This is a genomic window from Streptomyces olivaceoviridis (assembly GCF_014650115.1).
GTDB classification, from domain to species: domain Bacteria; phylum Actinomycetota; class Actinomycetes; order Streptomycetales; family Streptomycetaceae; genus Streptomyces; species Streptomyces olivaceoviridis.
The window spans coordinates 292,608-310,475 of sequence record NZ_BMUI01000008.1; the positions used below are offsets into that span (position 1 = coordinate 292,608).

14 protein-coding genes and 1 pseudogene are annotated in these 17,868 nt (G+C 74.2%); 9 read left to right on the forward strand and 6 right to left on the reverse strand.

What is annotated here, in order from left to right; genetic code table 11:
- Positions 1-78: 78 nt before the first annotated feature.
- Positions 79-1,005 (forward strand): alpha/beta fold hydrolase, encoded by a 927-nt coding sequence (locus IE273_RS18420; RefSeq protein WP_189816270.1) that lies wholly within the window; start codon positions 79-81, stop codon positions 1,003-1,005.
- Here IE273_RS18420 and IE273_RS18425 read toward each other — a convergent pair.
- Positions 968-1,624 carry a DUF4232 domain-containing protein gene (locus IE273_RS18425; protein WP_189816271.1) on the reverse strand — a complete coding sequence of 219 codons (657 nt, stop codon included), beginning with the start codon at positions 1,622-1,624 and terminating at the stop codon, positions 968-970. The genes IE273_RS18420 and IE273_RS18425 overlap by 38 nt on opposite strands.
- A 338-nt stretch (positions 1,625-1,962) precedes the next feature.
- On the opposite strand from IE273_RS18425, the gene IE273_RS18430 reads away from it, so the two are divergent.
- Both IE273_RS18430 and IE273_RS18435 read left to right on the forward strand, forming a co-directional pair.
- Complete coding sequence (locus IE273_RS18430) at positions 1,963-3,036, forward strand: NAD(+)/NADH kinase (protein WP_189816272.1); 1,074 nt, start codon at positions 1,963-1,965, stop codon at positions 3,034-3,036.
- Between the two features lie 124 nt (positions 3,037-3,160).
- On the forward strand, positions 3,161-3,661 hold the full coding sequence (locus IE273_RS18435) for a peptidylprolyl isomerase (protein ID WP_189816273.1): 501 nt from the start codon (positions 3,161-3,163) through the stop codon (positions 3,659-3,661).
- A gap of 71 nt (positions 3,662-3,732) precedes the next feature.
- On the opposite strand, the gene IE273_RS18440 is transcribed toward IE273_RS18435, so the two are convergent.
- A complete protein-coding gene (locus IE273_RS18440; RefSeq protein WP_308437046.1) occupies positions 3,733-4,512 on the reverse strand; it encodes a thioesterase II family protein in 780 nt (259 codons plus the stop codon).
- A 111-nt stretch (positions 4,513-4,623) separates the two neighbouring features.
- Here IE273_RS18440 and IE273_RS18445 point away from each other — a divergent pair, with 111 nt between their 5' ends.
- From IE273_RS18445 to IE273_RS18455, 3 genes are all read left to right on the forward strand, one after another.
- Complete coding sequence (locus IE273_RS18445; protein WP_229887279.1) at positions 4,624-5,313, forward strand: helix-turn-helix transcriptional regulator; 690 nt, start codon at positions 4,624-4,626, stop codon at positions 5,311-5,313.
- A 14-nt stretch (positions 5,314-5,327) separates the two neighbouring features.
- Positions 5,328-6,512, forward strand: a complete 1,185-nt coding sequence (locus IE273_RS18450; protein WP_189816274.1) for an alanine racemase — start codon at positions 5,328-5,330, stop codon at positions 6,510-6,512.
- A 69-nt stretch (positions 6,513-6,581) separates the two neighbouring features.
- The gene (locus tag IE273_RS18455) at positions 6,582-7,565 is read left to right on the forward strand and encodes a threo-3-hydroxy-L-aspartate ammonia-lyase (protein ID WP_189816275.1); all 984 of its coding nucleotides are present in this window, start codon (positions 6,582-6,584) and stop codon (positions 7,563-7,565) included.
- On the opposite strand, the pseudogene IE273_RS18460 reads toward IE273_RS18455, so the two are convergent.
- Together IE273_RS18460 and IE273_RS18465 are read right to left on the reverse strand one after the other, a co-directional pair.
- Positions 7,540-8,328 (reverse strand): annotated as a pseudogene (locus IE273_RS18460) (PIG-L deacetylase family protein). The gene IE273_RS18455 and the pseudogene IE273_RS18460 sit on opposite strands and share 26 nt — an antisense overlap.
- A complete protein-coding gene (locus IE273_RS18465) occupies positions 8,325-8,831 on the reverse strand; it encodes an NUDIX domain-containing protein (protein WP_189816276.1) in 507 nt (168 codons plus the stop codon). Before IE273_RS18465 ends, IE273_RS18460 begins: the two are co-directional and overlap by 4 nt.
- Before the next feature lie 320 nt (positions 8,832-9,151).
- On the opposite strand from IE273_RS18465, the gene IE273_RS18470 reads away from it, so the two are divergent.
- Positions 9,152-10,171: a sigma-70 family RNA polymerase sigma factor gene (locus IE273_RS18470; RefSeq protein ID WP_189816277.1), complete on the forward strand. Its 1,020-nt coding sequence runs from the start codon at positions 9,152-9,154 to the stop codon at positions 10,169-10,171.
- 114 nt (positions 10,172-10,285) lie between these two features.
- Here IE273_RS18470 and IE273_RS18475 read toward each other — a convergent pair whose 3' ends face one another.
- Both IE273_RS18475 and IE273_RS18480 read right to left on the reverse strand, forming a co-directional pair.
- Positions 10,286-12,358 carry a SpoIIE family protein phosphatase gene (locus IE273_RS18475; protein ID WP_189816278.1) on the reverse strand — a complete coding sequence of 691 codons (2,073 nt, stop codon included), beginning with the start codon at positions 12,356-12,358 and terminating at the stop codon, positions 10,286-10,288.
- Positions 12,359-12,444: 86 nt separating this feature from the next.
- The gene (locus IE273_RS18480; protein WP_189816279.1) at positions 12,445-12,870 is read right to left on the reverse strand and encodes an ATP-binding protein; all 426 of its coding nucleotides are present in this window, start codon (positions 12,868-12,870) and stop codon (positions 12,445-12,447) included.
- 288 nt (positions 12,871-13,158) lie between these two features.
- Here IE273_RS18480 and IE273_RS18485 point away from each other — a divergent pair, with 288 nt between their 5' ends.
- Both IE273_RS18485 and IE273_RS18490 read left to right on the forward strand, forming a co-directional pair.
- A complete protein-coding gene (locus IE273_RS18485; RefSeq protein WP_189816280.1) occupies positions 13,159-16,923 on the forward strand; it encodes a CHAT domain-containing protein in 3,765 nt (1,254 codons plus the stop codon).
- A 50-nt stretch (positions 16,924-16,973) separates the two neighbouring features.
- Positions 16,974-17,861 carry an endonuclease/exonuclease/phosphatase family protein gene (locus IE273_RS18490; RefSeq protein WP_189816281.1) on the forward strand — a complete coding sequence of 296 codons (888 nt, stop codon included), beginning with the start codon at positions 16,974-16,976 and terminating at the stop codon, positions 17,859-17,861.
- The last annotated feature ends 7 nt before the right edge of the window (positions 17,862-17,868 follow it).

Here is a 17,868-nt window from a genome sequence, read left to right on the forward strand (position 1 = left end):
GGGAAAGTGCGGTCTGGTGGGGCCCAGGGTAGTTACCTAGCGTTCCCTTGTCACCATCGGTTACCCAAGGGATCCTTCATGACCGTCTCCCCCGTCCCCGGCGTGCGGCTGCGCCGGGTCACCGTCAACGGCGTCGGACTCACCGTCGCCACGGCCGGTCAGGGGCCGGCCGTCCTGCTGCTGCACGGCTTCCCGCACACCTGGCGGCTGTGGACCGAGGTCATCGGCCCGCTGGCCCGCCGGTACCGGGTGATCGCGCCGGACCTGCGGGGGTTCGGCGACAGCGACCGGCCCGCGGACGGTTACGACGCCGGGACCCTCGCCGCCGACGCCGCGGGCCTGCTGGAGGCGCTCGACACCGGTCCGGCCGCCGTGGTCGGCATCGACCTGGGCACCCCGCCCGCCTTCCTGCTGGCCATGCGGCGGCCCGGACTGGTACGGCGGCTGGTGCTGATGGAGTCGATGCTGGGCGACCTCCCGGGCGCCGAGGAGTTCCTCGCCGGCGGTCCGCCGTGGTGGTTCGGCTTCCACGCGGAACCCGGCCTGGCGGAGACCGTGCTCGCCGGCCGCGAGGAGGCGTACATCGGCTGGTTCCTGGACCGCGGCACCCTCGGCCGGGGCGTGCGGCCGGACGTCCGTGCCGAGTTCGTCCGCGCGTACACCGGGACCGGCGCGCTGCGCGCCGCGTTCGGCGCGTACCGGGCCCTGCCCACCGGCGCACGGCAGATCCGCGAGGCCGTGGCCGGCGCCCGCCTCACCGTGCCCGCGCTGACCATCGGCGCCCACCCGGTGGGCCGCGCGCTGGAACAGCAACTGCGGCCCTACGCCGACCGGTTGACGGGACATGTGATCCCGGACTGCGGCCACATCGTCCCGCTGGACCGCCCGGACGCGCTGCTGCGCCTGTTGGAGCCGTTCCTCGACGCGGACGAAGGACCGCACGGTCGGCGAGCGGACGAGAGCGCGCTCAGGCGGGGCGCGTCGCCGACACCGCCGTCACCGTGACCTTGTTGTCGCACTCGGTGATCTCCCCTTCGACGAGGGCCACTTGGTGTTTTCCCGCGCCGGGCAGCCCGACCACCAGGCTCGGGAACATGCCGGGCGCGGTGCCGGAGGCGCAGTACCCGTCCGCCCCGCCCAGCACCGGGACGAACGTCAGCTTCACCCATGCCCTGCCGCCCGGCGCGAGCCGCACCGGGGCCGCGCTGCCCTGGCGGGTCACTTGCAGCGGGAGGTTGCGCTCCGGGGAGCCGTTGCCGGCCACGGCCACCGTCGGGTGGCCCCGCACCCCGCACGCCCGCGCGGAGACGTTGGTGAACTCGACGATCGCCGCTCCGGTACCCGTGCCCGGGGGCCGGTGGGCGGCCTGGTACGCCGTCGCCTCCAACGCCTCCGGTGTGCAGGCCGGCGCCCCGGAAGCGGGGGCCGTGCCGGTCGGGGCGGCCTCCGCCAAAGAGGCACTCGCCGACCGGGCGCTCGCCGTCGGGGTGCTCACCGTCGGGGTGCTCTCGGTCTCGGCGCTCGCCGTCCGGGCGGCTGCCGTCTGAGCGGTCACCGGCGACAGGGTGGCGGCGATGGCGGCCAGAGCCGCCGCGGTGACGCGGATGCCGTGTCGGTCGCGCATGGGATTCCCCCGGTTGTCCGCGGTACGTGGTCGGGGCGTCCGCCGCGGCGCCGGTGCGCACCGGCACGGACCGGACACCGGGGCACCGGGTTCCCCGGTGGGTCCGCTGTGACACGTGTGACACGGGTGCACGAAGGGCCGAAGTGGTGCGCGGAAGGTCAGGAGGTACGCGCAAAGACGAGGAGGTACACGGAGAGCGGACGAGGTACACGGAGAGGATCGGTGCCGGATGCGCGCGGACGGTCGCGGGACCGGCTCCGGCGGCGTGGCGTGCGGGCCGGCGCGTCCGCGGCGAGGATGGCGCTCGGTACGAACCGGCTGGGAGGCGGTGTGCGGATATGACGGTGAACCGTGTCGGTCTGGTCGTGCACGGCGGGCGCGCCGAGGCGGCGACCGCCGCGCGGGCCGTGCGCGCGTGGTGCGCCGAGCACGCGGTGGGATGCGCGGACATCGACGTGTGGCAGGAGGGCGCGCGGCACAGCGCCCGCGAGGAGGTCGACAGCGCGGGCGATCCGGACCTGATCGTCACCCTGGGCGGCGACGGCACGTTCCTGCGCGGTGCGCGGCTCGCGGCCGAGAACGACGCCCTGGTGCTCGGTGTCGACCTCGGCCGGGTCGGCTTCCTCACGGAGGTCCCCGCCACGGCGGTGCGGGAGGCACTGGACGCCGTACGGGAGGAGCGGATCACCGTCGAGAGCCGGATGCTCCTCACCATGCGGGCGTCGTGCCGACTGGAGGTCCCCGCGCAGATGGAGACGCTGCTGCGGTACGGGCGGGGGCCGCTGCTGCCCCCGCCGCAGGTGCGCGGGGAGTGCGAGGCCGGCAACGACTGGGGCGTCGCCCTGAACGTCACCGCGCTGAACGACGTGGTCCTGGAGAAGCTGGCCCGGGACCGCCAGGTGTCGGTCGGGGTCTATCTGGCGGGCCGGCTGCTCGCCTCCTACTCGGCCGACGCCCTGCTGGTGGCCACGCCCACCGGGTCCACGGCGTACAGCTTCGCCGCGGGCGGTCCGGTGGTCTCGCCACGCGCGGACGCCCTGGTGTTCACGCCGGTCGCGCCGCACATGGTGTTCAACCGTTCGGTGGTGGCCGCACCGGACGAGCCCATCGCGCTGCGGGTGCTGGAGCGCTCGGGCCAGGCCGCGGTCAGCATCGACGGCCAGTTGCGCGGGGTGCTGAGCCCCGGCGACTGGATCGGCGTGTACGCCGCCCCGCGCCGGCTCAAGGCGGTCCGGCTCGGTCCGATGGACTTCTACGGCCGGCTGCGCCAGCGCATGAACCTCACCGACGCGCCGGCGGCGCTCGCCGACGGGGAGGCCGCTCCGCTGTGGCCGGTGACGAGTCCGCGGCCGGGCGATCTGGCCCATCTGGCCCTGCCCCCGGTCCCCGACGACGCGCCCCGGCTGTCGTGAGGACGTGACCCGGACGGATGGCCGTGCGCACCACGGGGCGCCGCGGCGCCGGTCCATGTGCCCCGTGGTCGTATATTCCGTAGCGTAGGCGTGGGCAGGCCCACCGAAATAGGGAGATTTTCCGATGTCGACAGTCGAGCTGAACACCAACTTCGGCCGTATCGTTCTGGAACTGAACGACGCCGAGGCGCCCAAGACCGTCGAGAACTTCCTGTCGTACGTGCGCGGCGGCCACTACGACGGCACGATTTTCCACCGGGTGATCAGCGGCTTTATGATCCAGGGCGGCGGTTTCACTCCGGACATGGACCAGAAGCCCACCCAGGCGCCTATTCAGAATGAGGCCGACAACGGGCTGAAGAACGACAACTACACCGTGGCGATGGCGCGGACGAACGACCCGCATTCCGCTACGGCCCAGTTCTTCATCAATGTTTCGGACAACGCCTTCCTCAACTACTCGGCGAAGAGCCCGTCCGGCTGGGGCTACGCCGTGTTCGGCAAGGTCACCGAGGGCCGGGACGTCGTCGACTCCATCAAGGCGGTCAAGACGGGCAGCCGCCGTGGCCACCAGGACGTCCCCACCGAGTCCGTGGTCATCGAGTCCGCCAAGGTTCTCGGCTGACGCACACCCCCGCGGGGCGGCACCGGTCCACCGGTGCCGCCCCGCGCTGCTCGGCGACTACGGCCGCGGGCTCAGGCCACCGCTCCGGCGCCGGGACCGAGTCGCCGCAGTGTCGCCTCGATCCGGGCCACCACGGCCTGCTGCTGCGCCGCCAGGTAGAAGTGGCCGCCGGGGTACACGTGCAGCTCGAACGGGCCGTCGGTCTCCTGGTCCCAGGTCCGGGCCTCCTCCGGGGTCACACGGGGGTCGGCGTCGCCGGTCAGCACGACGAAGGGGCAGTTCAACCGCGGCCCCGGGGCGCGCCGGTAGGTCTCCACCGCGCGGTAGTCGGCCCGCAGCGCGGGCAGGATCATCTCCAGCAGGTCCTTGTCCTGGAACAGGGCGGCGTCGGTGCCGTCGAGCTTGCCGACCTCCTCGATCAGCCGTGCGTCGCCGCCCTTGTGGACGGTCTCCTCCCGGTGGACGGACGGACCCCTGCGGCCGGAGAGGAAGACCACCGCGGGAGGCCGCCCGGCGGACTCCAGGAGCCGGGCCAGCTCGAAGCCGACCAGGGCGCCCATGCTGTGCCCGAACAGCGCGAGGGGTGTGCCGTCCCCCTCGTCCAGCGCCTGGAACACCCCCTGGGCGAGTTCCTGGACCGACTCCGCCGGGGTTTCCGCGAGGCGGTCGTGACGGCCGGGGTACTGCGCCGCGAGCACGTCGACCGCGGGCGACAGCGCCTTGGAGACGGGGAAGTAGAAGCTCGCGGAGCCGCCGGCGTGCGGCAGGCAGAGCAGCCTGGGCGCGCCCGGTGCCGCCTGGTGGAAGCCGCGCAGCCACAACCGGTGTGCCGCGCTGGACCGGTCGGTCATGTGTCCCCCTCGGTGGAGTAGAAGGCAGGTGCCGTCCTCGGCCCCTTCATCCGATCACGAGTGATCGCTGTTGACCCGGCACATCCCTCTCCTTAGACTCACAATCCAGAGATGGACGGTGAGTCTACGGAGGATGGCGTGACCCAGGGGGGCGTGGCCGAGGAGAGCGCGGACCAGGGCGGCGCGGACGAGCATCTCATCCGGGAGGCCGAGAAGATCGCTGTCGCGCTGGGCCGCATGTTCCCCGGCCTGTGCGAGGTGGTGCTGCACGACCTGCGGCACCCGGACCACGCGATCCGCGCGATCGAGAACAACCTGTCGGGCCGTCAGGTGGGCGACTCGGTGACCGAGTTGGGCCTGGCCCGCATCGCCGACCCCCAGTACCCGAGCGTCATCCAGAACTATCCCAACCAGTTCCCCGACGGCCGCCCGGCGAAGAGCACCTCCATCGGCATCAAGAACGCCGCCGGCGAGTACATCGCGGCCCTGTGCCTGAACCTGGACGTGTCCGTCCTGTCCCCGGTCACCCTGGCCTTGTCCAACCTCGTGGCCACGGACACCGAGCACCGCGACCGGCCCCTGGAGACCCTGCGGGACCGCACCGCGCGCGAACTGCGCCAGGCGGTGGAAACCCGGGCCGCCGAGCGCGCCGCCACGCCCCGCTCACTGAGCCGGGAGGACAAGAAGGCCCTCGTACGACAGCTGCAACGAGACGGCTACTTCGACTCGCGCGACGCCGCTCAGACCATCGCGGACCTGCTTGGCGTGTCCCGGGCCACGGTCTACAACTACGCGAAGTGAGAGGTCACCCGCCCATGACGACCGGGCCCGTCCCCGCCCCGCCCTCCCCCGCCGCCAGGACCCTGGCGGACCCCGACACCCCGTTCGCCGTGGTCGACGTGCACCGGGTTCGGCGCAACGCCGCCCGCCTGCGGGCACGGGCGGACCGCCTCGGGGTCGCACTGCGCCCCCATGTGAAGACGGCCAAGAGCCTGGGCGCCGCCGCCCTCCTGCACGACGGCGCCCCCGGCCCCGTCACCGTCTCCACGCTCGCCGAGGCCGAGGCGTTCGCCGACGCCGGATATCGCGACATCACCTACGCCGTCGGCATCGAACCGCACAAACTCCCGCGCGTCATCGCCCTGTTGCGCCGCGGTGTCACCCTGCGCGTCCTGTTGGACAGCACCGAGCAGGCGACGTTCGTCGCCGCGACCGCACGGGAGGCCGGCATCGCCCTTCCCGCCCAGATCGAGATCGACTGCGACGGCCACCGCGGCGGCCTCAGGCCCGACGCCCCGGGACTCACCGGCATCGCCGGGGTCCTGCACGACGCGGGCTGCCTGGACGGCGTACTGACCCACGCGGGCGAGTCGTACTTCTGCTACACCGCCGGGGAACAGCGCCAGGCGGCGCGGAACGAACGCGACGCCGTGGTCGCCGCGGCCGACCGGCTCCGCGCGGCCGGCCTGCCCGTGCCCACCGTCAGTGTGGGCTCCACCCCCACCGCCCACGCCGCCGAGGACCTGAGCGGAGTCACCGAACTCCGCGCGGGCAACTACGCCTTCTTCGACCTGGTGATGGCCGGCCTCGGCGTCTGCGACCTGGACGACCTCGCCCTGTCGGTCGTGGTCACCGTCATCGGCCACCGTCCCGAGTACGGATGGATCGTCACCGACGGCGGCTGGATGGCCATGTCGCGCGACCGCGGCACCGCCGTCCAGCCGCAGGACCAGGGTTACGGCCTGGTCACCGACCTGTCCGGCACGCTGGTCCCGGACCTGGTCATGACCGCCGCCAGCCAGGAACACGGCACCCTCACCGCCCGCGACGGCGCCGCCCTGCCCGACCTGCCCATCGGCACCCGCCTGCGGGTCCTGCCCAACCACGCCTGCGCCACCGCCGCCCAGCACCAGGGCTACCACGTCATCGACGGCTCCGGCGGCACGCAGGCGCCCACGCCCGGGATCGAGGCGTACTGGCCGCGCGTCACCGGCTGGTGACCCCGCCCGCCATCCGTCTCTCTCCCCCCGCACACCTCCCCGCCCCTCAAGGACACTTCAAGGACGCCCATGGCCGCCGCCGCACCGACCGTCACGTTCGCCGATGTCCGCGAGGCCGCCGCCCGCCTCGACGGCATCGCCCACCGCACCCCGGTCCTCACCTCCCGCACGCTGAACTCCCTGGTCGGAGCGGAGGTGTTCATCAAGGCGGAGAACTTCCAGCGGATCGGCGCCTTCAAGTTCCGCGGCGCCTACAACGCCGCCGCCCAGCTGCCCCCGGACCAGTTGGCGAAGGGCATCGCGGCCTACTCCTCCGGCAACCACGCCCAGGCCGTCGCGCTGGCCGCCCGGGAACTGGGCACCACCGCCGTCATCCTGATGCCCGAGGACGCTCCCCGCTCCAAACGGGAGGCGACCGCCGGATACGGGGCGGAGGTCGTCACCTACGACCGTTACACCCAGGACCGCACCGCGCTCGGCCACGCCCTGGCCGAGGACCGCGGTCTCGCCCTGATCCCGCCCTACGACCACCCCCACGTCATCGCCGGCCAGGGCACCGCCGCACTGGAACTCCTGGAGGAGACCGGCCCGTTGGACGCCCTCCTCGTGCCCGTGGGCGGTGGCGGCCTCATCGCCGGCAGCGCCACCGCCGCCACGGCGCTGCACCCGGGCATCCGCGTCATCGGCGTCGAGCCGGAGGCCGGCAACGACACCAAGCGCTCCCTGGAGGCCGGCACACGGGTCACCGTCCCGGTCCCGCGCACCATCGCCGACGGACAGGCCCTGGACACGCCGGGCGCGATCACCTTCCCCCTGAACCAGCGCCTGGTCGACGCCATCGCCCTGGTCAGCGACGCCGAGATCGTCACCGCGATGCGCTTCGCCTTCGAACGCCTGAAGATCGTCCTGGAGCCGAGCGGCGCGACACCCCTGGCCGCCCTGCTGGCCGGTCGCGTCGGCGACCCGCCCCGGCGGATCGGCGTCATCGCGTCCGGCGGCAACATCGGCGTGGACCGCTTCACCGCGCTCACGGGACGGCCGGACCGAGGGTGACGCGGGTGTAGTACTCGGTGCCGAGCAGGCGGTTCCGGGTCTCCTCCGGAAGCCGGGAGAGGAGCGCGGGCAGCGCGCGCTCCCCTTCCGCCTGGCTGCGGTGCGCCAGGATCGCGGCCCGCTTCGGGCCGCTCCACGGCCGGACGTCCACGGTGTCGGTGACGTGCGCGTCCGGCACGCTCAGCACCGACTTGCCCACCTGTCCCAGGAGTTCGCCCAGCTCGGCCACGGCCGAGTGGGGATGGGTCGCCAGCCGGACGACCCGGGGCTGCCACGGCTCACCTGCCTCGGGGTACAGGTGCCCGAGCCCGGCGGCGGTCACCGCGAGCATGACCATCCGGTGCGTGTGCCGGTGATCGGGGTGCCCGGTCGGCTACCCGTAGGCGTCGTGGGGGACGACGGTCTCGGGCCGGACCGCCCTGATGTGGGCGACGAGGTGGCCGACGGCCTCGTCGAGCGGCACCTCGCACCACCGGGACCGGCCGGGAGCGGACGCGGGGACCCGGTGGTCGGCATGACCGAGCATCCGTGGCGGCTCCCGAATGCCCAGGGCCGCCGGCGAGTCCGCGAGTTCGCCCGCCCGGGGACTGCCGGGCGCCCATGTGGCCGTGACGACGACGGTACGGGCGCCCGTGGCGGCATGCCGGGCCGGCAGACCGCCGGCGAGGAGGGCTTCGTCGTCCGGGTGGGCGAAGACGGCGAGCAGACCGGCCGGCGCGGCTGCCGTCCGTGCGTCCGACCGTCGCTCGGACTCCCCGCTCACGCCTCCCCCCAGTCCCAGGTGTCGAAGTACTCGGCCACGCCCGTCCGGCGGGCCTTCGTCACGGCGTTCAGCCGGGCGAAGTCCTGGGCCGGCATCAGCGGGCCCCACGCCTCCAGCGGCAGCACGCGGAACTCGTCGTGCTCCTCCGGGTCGAGAGTGATGCCCTGGATCCGCGCGTCGCTCAGGCGGCCCCCGTCGAAGATCAGGCCCATGGTGCTGTACGGCCATTCCTCGCCGGGCAGTCCGTAGACCGCGGCCAGCAGCCGCGGCGGGCCGGACACCGTGATGCCGGTCTCCTCGTGGCACTCCCGCACCGCCGTCTCCCAGGGCCGCTCACCGGGCTCCATCGTGCCGCCGGGCATGTGCCACGGGTGCGCGGGACTGTACGGGGAGTGGAGCTGGACCGGCCGGTCCCGCTCGTCGGTGAAGTGGACGCAGGCGAATCCGGTCGCCTTCATCAGTTGCTCGGCGTACTCCTCGGGCGGGAGCCAGACACGGCTCACGATGTCTCCTTTCCCCGGTTCCGGACGGCTGGTCGTCGCGTGCCGCGGGGCGGGGTGTCGCCCCGCCGGTGTGAACGTTCCAGGTCACCGCGGTCCCCCTCGGCGGTCGTCCGGTCGTGTCGTCGGGCTCAACGACCGGGCCGCGATATCGAACACACGTATTTCGGACGGACCGAGATTGGCCGAAACACCGCTGTCGCCGGGCGGTGGGCCGGCCATCGCCGGGCCCTCTGTGTCGTGGCCTCCCGCCCGGGTACCCGGCACCCCGTCGGAAGTCGAGAAGAGCGCAAAGCGAGCGACAGAGTCGGAGGGCCGGAACCATGCCTGCGCCGGCACGATCCGCGGCGGCGGATCCCCGAGAGCGCCGCCGTGCCGCCGCCCGCTCCGCACGTCCGCGGAGCAGGGTGCCGGAGACCGGGGACGAACCCGATCTGCTGGGCCGGTACCTGGCCCAGATCGCCGCGACCCCACTGCTCACCGCCGAGGACGAGGTGCGGCTGGCCCGGCGCATCGAGGCCGGTGTGCACGCCACGGCGGAACTGGAACGGGCCGAGGCCGGCGAGAGCGGCCTCGCTCCGCACCGGCGCCGGGAGCTGGAGGCGGCCGTACGGGAGGGGTTGCACGCCAAGGACCACATGATCCGGGCCAACCTGCGGCTCGTGGTGTCGATCGCCAAGCGGCACGCGCACCGGGGCGTGCCCCTGCTCGACGTGATCCAGGAGGGCAACCTCGGGCTCATCCGGGCCGTGGAGAAGTTCGACCACACCAAGGGCTTCAAGTTCTCCACGTACGCCACCTGGTGGATCCGCCAGGCGATCGAACGGGGCCTGGCCCAGCACGCCCGTGCCGTACGGCTGCCCATGCACGTCGTGGAGGAGCTCCAGAAGCTCGCGAAGGCCGAGCGGCGGTTGTACCTGCGCCTCGGCCATGAGCCGACGGACGACGAGGTCGCCCGGGAGAGCGGATTCGGCGAGGGGCGCGTCGCCTGGCTGCGCCGAGTCGGGCGGCAGACCCTCAGTCTCGACACGCCCGTGGACGACGCCGGCGAGACCGTGGTCGGCGATCTCATCCCCGCCGCCGACGTGCTCCAGGCCCCGGAGGTGGCCGAGTACCGGGCGCTCGCCGAGGAGCTGAGGGACGCCCTGGGCACGCTGGCACCCCGCGAGGCCATGATCCTCAGTCTGCGGTACGGGTTGCACGACGGGCAGTCCCGTACGTTGCAGCAGGTGGCCGACCAGGTGGGGCTCACCCGGGAGCGCGTCCGCCAGCTTGAGAAGGAGTCCCTCGGCCGGCTGCGGGCACCGGAGGCCGGCGAGCGCCTGCTGGAGTGGGCGGGCTGACGGTACGGGCACCTCCCCGGTGTGCGGGCCGATCACATCGACACGCACACCCCGTATTCCCTGTACCGGCGCCGATCCGGGCGACGGCGCACGGCGGGTGTCCCGTGCCGGGGGTCAGCCCTCCGCGCGGGCCACGAGCAGAGCCACGTCGTCGTCGCCTCCCGGCGGCCGGAGCCTCTCCAGGACGCGGTCGCAGGTCTCTCCGAGATCCTGGCCGGCTGTCGCGGTCAGGGCGTCGAGAAGGGTGTCGAGACGGGCGTCGATCGGGTCGCAGCGGGTTTCGACCAGTCCGTCGGTGTAGAGGGCGAGCTGATCACCGGGGCGGAAGTCGAACGCCGTCGTCTCGAAGGCCGTGCCGCCGACGCCCAGCGGCACACCGGACGGAAGGTCGAGGAGCTGTGCCGGCCGGCCCGCGCGGACGAGGGCCGGGGGCAGATGACCGGCGAGGCTGATGCGGCACTGGCCGCGCTCGGGGTCGTACTGGCAGTAGGCGCAGGTGGCGATGGTGTGCTCGACGTCCTCGGTGAGGCGGTCGAGCTGCCGGAGCACCTCCGCCGGGTCGAGGTCGAGTCCGGCGAACGCGCGGGTGGCGCTGCGCAGTTGCCCCATGCTGGCGGCGGCGTTGATACCGCTGCCCATCACGTCCCCGACGACCAGCGCACTCCTGTCCCCCTGGAGGCGCATGGCGTCGAACCAGTCACCGCCGATCTCGCTGGCGGCTCCGGCCGGCAGATAGCGGCAGGCGATCGTCAGGCCGGGCAGGCGGGCCGGGAGCTGCGGGAGCAGGCGGCGCTGGAGGGTGAGGGCGGTGTCGCGGGCGCTCTGGTACCAGCGCGCGTTGTCGATGCAGGTCGCGGCGCGGCCGGCCAGCTCGCAGGCGAGCAGCGCGTCGTCTTCGTCGAAGGGCGCGGGGTTGCCCGCGCGCGCGAGGCTCAGCGCTCCGAGGACCTCTCCGCGGGCGAGGAGCGGCACCGCGAGGTAGGAGTGCACCCCGGTCGTCTCCAGGAGGGAGGCGGCCTCGCTGGTGCGGGCGATGTTCCGCAGGTCCTGGCGGGTGGTCTCGGCCACCAGTACGGGCTGGCGGGTGCGCACGCACCGGGTGAGCAGACGGTCGCTGTCGTAGGTGGCGGCCCTTCCGGGCGGTTCGGCCGCGTGCGCGGCTTCGCAGGCGTGGGCCGCCGCGGTGGCCACGGCCCGGAAGCGGGCGGGACCGGTGACGGACGGGGCACGTCCGCGCAGGACGTTGTCGAGCACGTGGACGGAGGCGATGTCGGCCAGGTCCGGTACGACGACCCCGGCCAGCTCGTGCGCCGTCTGCTCCACGTCGAGGGTCGTACCGATGGAGGCGGAGGCGTGCGCGATCACGGCCAGCCGGTTCCGGGCGCGGGTCGCGGCGGTGGTCGCCTCGTGCCGCTCGGTGATGTCGACGACGGACGTGGCCACGCCGAGCACCCGGCCCGTGGCGTCCTCCAGCCGGTGGTACGACGCCGACCAGGCGTGCTCCCGGTGCGGGTCGGCGGTGGGGCGGCCGACGACGTAGTGGTCGGTCACCGGTTCCCCGGTCTCCAGCACTTGGCGCAGACGGCTCTCGATGGCCTCGGTGTCCAGGAAGGTCAGGACGTCGCGGACCCGTCGGCCGAGCTGTTCGCCGGCAGACAGGCCGTGCATGCGTTCGAGGGCGGGGTTCACGGTCAGGTAACGCAGATCGGGGTCGAGGATGGCCAGGCCGATCGGGGACTGGGTGACCAGGCGTGCGGAGAGGGCGACGCCCCGCTCGACCCGCACCACGGTCGACTGGTCCACGGCCAGGCCCAGGGCGTAGACGTCGCCGAGGTCGTCGAGCAGGCGCATGTTGCGGAACTCCACCAGGCGCGTGCTGCCGTCCTTGTGCCGGATCGGGAAGGCCCCGGCCCAGTCGGTGCCGGACTCCATGACCTCGGCGAACAGCGTGATGACCTCGTCCCAGTGCTCCTCGTGGACCAGCAGCCGGGCCGCGAACCGGCCCAGTGCCTCGTCCGCGGTGTAGCCGAACAGCTCCTCCGCCTGGGGGCTCCAGAAGACCACGCGCCCGTTCGTGTCCAGCACCACCGCGGCGACGCTCAGCAGATCGAGCAGACCGGTGGGCGACGCGCCGGCACCGGCCACGGGCCGGCCCCGGCGAGGCCGGGAGACGTCCGTTCCACCCATACGCCGCTTCTCCTCTGCCACTCGGTCGGAGCGTGCCACGGCCCGTGGGAGCCGCCGGGTACGAGGCGGTGGCCGCTCACCGGTCGTCACACCGGGGAGCGGCCGGCCACGTCCCCGCCGGGATCGTCCGCCAGCATCACGGACGCGGTGATCCGCTTGCCGACCGGTTCCCGGTGCACCTCGAAGCCCTGGCACACGGCCATCACGATCTCAAGCCCATGCTGCCCCACCCGGCCCGGATCGGCCGCCTTGGCCACGGGCAGCACCGGCGTGGTGTCCCAGACCGCGATCCCGACGCCGTCCCCGGACAGCTCCAGATCGACCAGGCACGGTCCCGGCGCGTGCTTGCAGGCGTTGGTGACCAGCTCGCTGACCACCAGCTGGACCACGCCCATCACCCGCTCCGACACGGGCAGGCCGTGATCGGCCTGCACCCTCGTCAGGAACGCTCGGGCGAGGTCACGTGCCGCCGCGATGTCGGCGGGGCTGCCCTCGTACGCGGCCGAGGTCATGACGGGACCGGCGCGGTCCGTCCGTCGATCCCCGCTCCGGGCACCCTCGTCCATACCGACCGCCCTCTGCCTGAGCGCCTGATCCCTACCTCGCGTGTACCCCGAAACGGCCGGTATCCGGCCTTGCCGGGGACGGCGAGGACATGAGCGGCACCGGCGCGGGCCCGCGCCGCGGTACCGGCCCGGCCGGAGACCGGGCCGTCAGGTGCGGCCACGGACGGCTCGGTGGTCAAGCGGCCCCCGGGCAGGCATCATGCGGGGACGAGGCGGGCGGGCGGCGGGGGGCCGATGGTCGGCGAGGTACGGCGGGACGGGGACGACGGCGGGGCGGCGGAACGGCAGGAGGAGCTGGCCGAAGCGCTCCAGGAGGCTTACCGGCTGCTGCACGCGGCGACGGGCGGGGAGCCCGCCGAGGCGTGGAGTCCGCTGCTCGAACGGCTGACCGGCATCGAGACCGCGCTGCGGGAGCACGGGGAGAACTTCTTCGTCGTCTTCGTCTTCGTGGGCCTCGTGCTCGGGATGCGCCGCCTGCACGGGGGTGAGCACGCCTCGTCCGGCTCCGGCGCCAGGGAGCGGGCGGAGGCGTTGCGGCGCCTGCGGTGGGCGGATCGGAACGGGCCGGTGGACGACCTGCTCGTCGTACAGGCCCGCATGCTGCTGGTCTTCCTGCTCGTGCCCTGGGCCCTGCCCCGCGCCGACGGCACCGACACGGTCCTGCGGAGCGCGCTGCTCACCCCCGGCTACGGGGAGGAACTGCTGACCGAGTCGGTGCGCCGGGATCTCGTGGAGGCCAAGGAGATCGTCGACCGGATCGCGGCGGCGCCGATCGGCGCGGAGTTCGAGCAGGGGACCGCGAACGTCAAGCGGGTCATCGAGCGGATGCTGGCGCCGGGCACGACCCTGTTCGACACGCCGTCCCCCGCCCCGGCCGGCACGGCGGCGGCCGGCGGGGCAGACGCGGCGGGCGCGCGCACGGCCGTGCCCGGCGGCGGGCGGCCCGTCGATGCCCTGGACGACCCCGAGGCCGCGCTGCTCGACGCCGTACGCGGCCTGGTGGCCCTCGCCGGTGCGCGCAGCACGGCGACGTTCACCCGCATCCTGCTCTGGATGCTGACCACCCTGCGGTCCGGGACCGGCGACCACCCGTACGAGGAGCTGCGACTGGACCCGGAGGCCGCGGCGCTGCTGCGCCGGGCCGCCGTCGGCGGCGCGGCCGGCGCCGACGGCCTGCGCGGCGCCGCCGACCTGGCGCTGCGGTCGCTCCACGCACTGCCACCGGACGCGCCCGAACGGGCCCGGGTCGCCCGGCTCCACGCCTGGCTGCTGGTCCACGTGGAGACGCTGGAGCCCGGATCGGTCGACTTCCGCGCCGCGGAGCGGCCCGTGCCGCCGGCCGAGAGCGACCGCGGCAGCCGTCTGAGGGACTGGCCGGCCGGCCTCGCCCTGGAGCCCGGTCTGGTCGCCCATCTCGACGGCCCGTTACGGGACTTCTCCGCCGAGCTGGGCGTGCGCGAGCGGCGCTACGCGGCCCGCATCGACCGGCTGCTGGCCTACCGGACCGGCGACACCGGCTACCTGGAGGACGCGGCCGTCCTGCTCACGGAGGCGATCGACCTGAGCCGCGACTCCTGGTGGGCCACGGCCCTGCGGGCGGAGCTGGCCGAGATCCAGGAGCAGGCCGCCTCGTACGGCGGCAGCTTCCACGACGCGGACAGCTCCCTGGCCACCCTGCGCGAGCTGGGCACGGCCCTGCGCCACGACGGCTCGCTGCCGCTCGACGCGCCGTTCGCCCTGGACCTCCTGCTCTCCACCGTGGACCGCGAACTGGGCCACGCGCGGCGTACCGGGAACCACGAGGCACTGCCGCGCCTGGTCGAGGAGCTGCGCGCCCGGCACGCCGCCCTGCCGGTGGACAGCGACCGGCGCGGCGCGGTGGCGGAGCGGCTGGAGCAGATCGAGGAGCTGGGCTCGGGCGGGCAGCGACAGGCCGCCGGGGAGGCAGGGCCGGCGGTGGACCTCGCCGCCGAGCTGGAGGACCTGAAACGCACGGTCGCCGAGATCACCCGGGATCTGGACGCTCCGGCGCTGTACCACCACCACGAGTACGACCGGCGCGTCACCCTCGGCATGCGGCTGCTCCTCTCCGTCCGGCGCGGCCTGACCGCCCCAGTGCTGCTGGACTGCGCCATCGGCCAGCTGGCCCGCGCCCGGACACTGCTCGCCGAGGGGCGTGGCGGGGGGCGCCGGGTGGACGTCCTGACGCAACTGGCCGAGGCACACCTCATGCGGGCCTCCCGGCGCGGTCCGCACACCGCCGCGGACGAGCGGGCGTTCCTGGAGATCACCCATGAGGCGCTGGACGAGCTGGCCGCCGACGTCCTGCTCCAGACCGGGGCCGACCACGGTCTGTCCGCGGCCCTCAACGGCGACCTGCTGGCGGAGCGGCTGGCGTGGGCCGCGCTCCTGCTCCGTCGGCCCGCCGACGCGGTGGCCGGTCTGGAGAAGGGGCGGGCCCTGGTGCACCAGGCCGCCACCGCCTCCTGGAGCATTCCCGAACTCCTCGACGCCGCCGGCCACCCGGAACTGGCCCGGCGGTGGCGCACCCGGATCCCCGCCGACCCGCTGCGCCCGCGGACCGGTGACGCGTCGGCCCCGGCCGCCGCCACCCCGCCCATCCCCAGCGCCCTGCGGCGTGACGCACTGGCCGCGCTGGGTGTCCGTCCCCGCCCCGGACAAGGCCGGCGCGCCCGGCAGGTGGTGGGCGCCGCGGACGTCGCCGCGCTCACCGAGGGTCTCGCCGCCTCGGGCGCGGACGCGCTGGTCTATCTGCTGCCGGGCCTGCCGCTGCCCCCGACCGGCGGCTCGTACCCCGGCCACGCGCTGATCCTGCGTCCCGGCGCCGAACCCGTCATGCTGCCGCTTCCGGAGTTGATCCGTCCCGGCAGCGCGCCGCTGGAGCGGTACCTCAAGGCCGCGGTGGCGCGTTCCCGGGCGCTCGTCCACCCGACCATGCACACGTCGTACCGGGCCGCCTTCGAGCTGGACTGGCAGGCCGCGCTGCGCGCCCTGTGCGACTGGGCGTGGCCGGCGGTCATGGGTCCGGTGCTCTCGGCGGTGCGCTCGGCACCGGGCGCGCGGGTGCCGCCGGACCGGCCGCCGCGGCTCGTGCTGGTGCCCTGCGGCCGGATCAGTGTCGTACCGTGGCACGCCGCGCGGACCGGGGGCGCCGGCGGGCACGGCCACCGGTACGCCTGTCAGGAGGCCGTCATCAGCTACGCGCCGTCCGGGACGCAGTTCCTCGCCGCGGCCGGCCGGCGCCGGATGCCCCCCGCCGAGGGGCGGCAGGTGCTCGTCGCCGACCCGGAACTGACCCTGCCCTGGGCCGAGGTGGAGACGGCCGCGCTGTACGCCTCCTGCTATCCCGGGGCGCTGCGCTACGGCGAGTTCCTGGACACCGGCGAGGAGCCGGACGCGGCGGGGACACCGGCGGACCTGCTCGCGGTGCTGCCCGGCGGTGCGTCACCGGCGTCCGTGGTCCACCTGGCCTGTCATGCCTGGGCCGCGCCGCGCCCCACCGAGTCCGCGCTGCGGCTGGCCGTCGCGCCCGGCGCGGGCCGGGACAGCGGCCGGCTCACCGTGGCCGGTCTCCTCGACGGTGCCGCAGGGCCGCGGCCGGACACCGCCGGTCCGCTGGTCGTGCTCAGTGCCTGCGAGACCGACCTGAGCACGCGTCACCACGACGAGTCGCTGACGCTCGCCACCGCGCTGATCACGCGTGGGGCCGCCGACGTCGTGGGGTCGCGGTGGGCGGTGCGGGACGGTCCGACCGCCGTGATGATGGCCGTCTTCCACCACCACCTCACCGCGGGCGGGCTGGCCCCGCCCGACGCCCTGCGGGCCGCCCAGCTGTGGATGCTCGACCCCCACCGCAGGCTCCCGTTCGACCTCGACGAGCCGCTCCGCCACGAGGCCGCCCGCTCCGACCTGCACGGCCTTCACCACTGGGCGGCCTTCACCCATCAGGGCAACCCCGCGCCCGCGCCGACGGGTTGAGGCAGGGGTACCGCCCAGCCGACCTACAAGAACCACCTCGGGAGGATTCAGTGGACCGCAAGCCCCGACGCGCCGCTCCGCGCGTACTGGCCGCCGCCGTGCTCGCCGCCACCGCCGCGCTCGGCGCCGCATCGCCCGGCGCGACCGCGGCGGACGGAGTGACCGGCGCCGGACCGGCCGCGCCCCGCGTGCCGTTGCGCGTGGCCACGTACAACATCCACGCCGGAGCCGGCCAGGACGACGTCTTCGACCTCGACCGCACGGCGGCGGCGATCCGGGACCTGGACGCCGACGTGATCGGCTTGCAGGAGGTCGACGTGCACTGGGGTGCGCGGAGCGACTTCACGGACGAGGCCCGGGAACTGGCCGGAAAGCTGGGCATGCGGGTCTTCTTCGCGCCGGTCTACGACCTCCCGCCCGCCACGCCCGGCGGGGAGCGGCGGCAGTACGGCGTCGCGCTGCTGAGCCGCCCGCCGCTGCGGGGCGCGTGGAACCACGAGATCACCCGGCTGTCCACCCAGACGCCCGACCCGGCGCCGGCCCCCGCGCCCGGCTTCGCCGAGGTGGCGGTCAAGGTCCGGGGCACCTTGGTGCACGTGTACGCGACCCACCTGGACTACCGCACCGACCCCTCGGTCCGGCGCGCCCAGGTCGACGACATGCTGGGCGTCCTGGCCGCGGACTCCGGCCCGAAGGTGCTCCTCGGCGACTTCAACGCCGAGCCGGACGCCCCTGAACTGGCCCGGCTGTGGGGCCCGTTGGCGGACGCGGCCCCGGGTGGCGGCAAGACCTATCCGGCGGTGGACCCGGTCAAGCGCATCGATCTCGTGACGGTCTCACCGGACGTCACCGTCACCGCCACGCACGAGTCCGGGGCCACGGCCTCCGATCACCGCCCGGTGGTCGCCGACCTCCTGCTGCGCCGCGGGGCCCGCTGAACTCCCC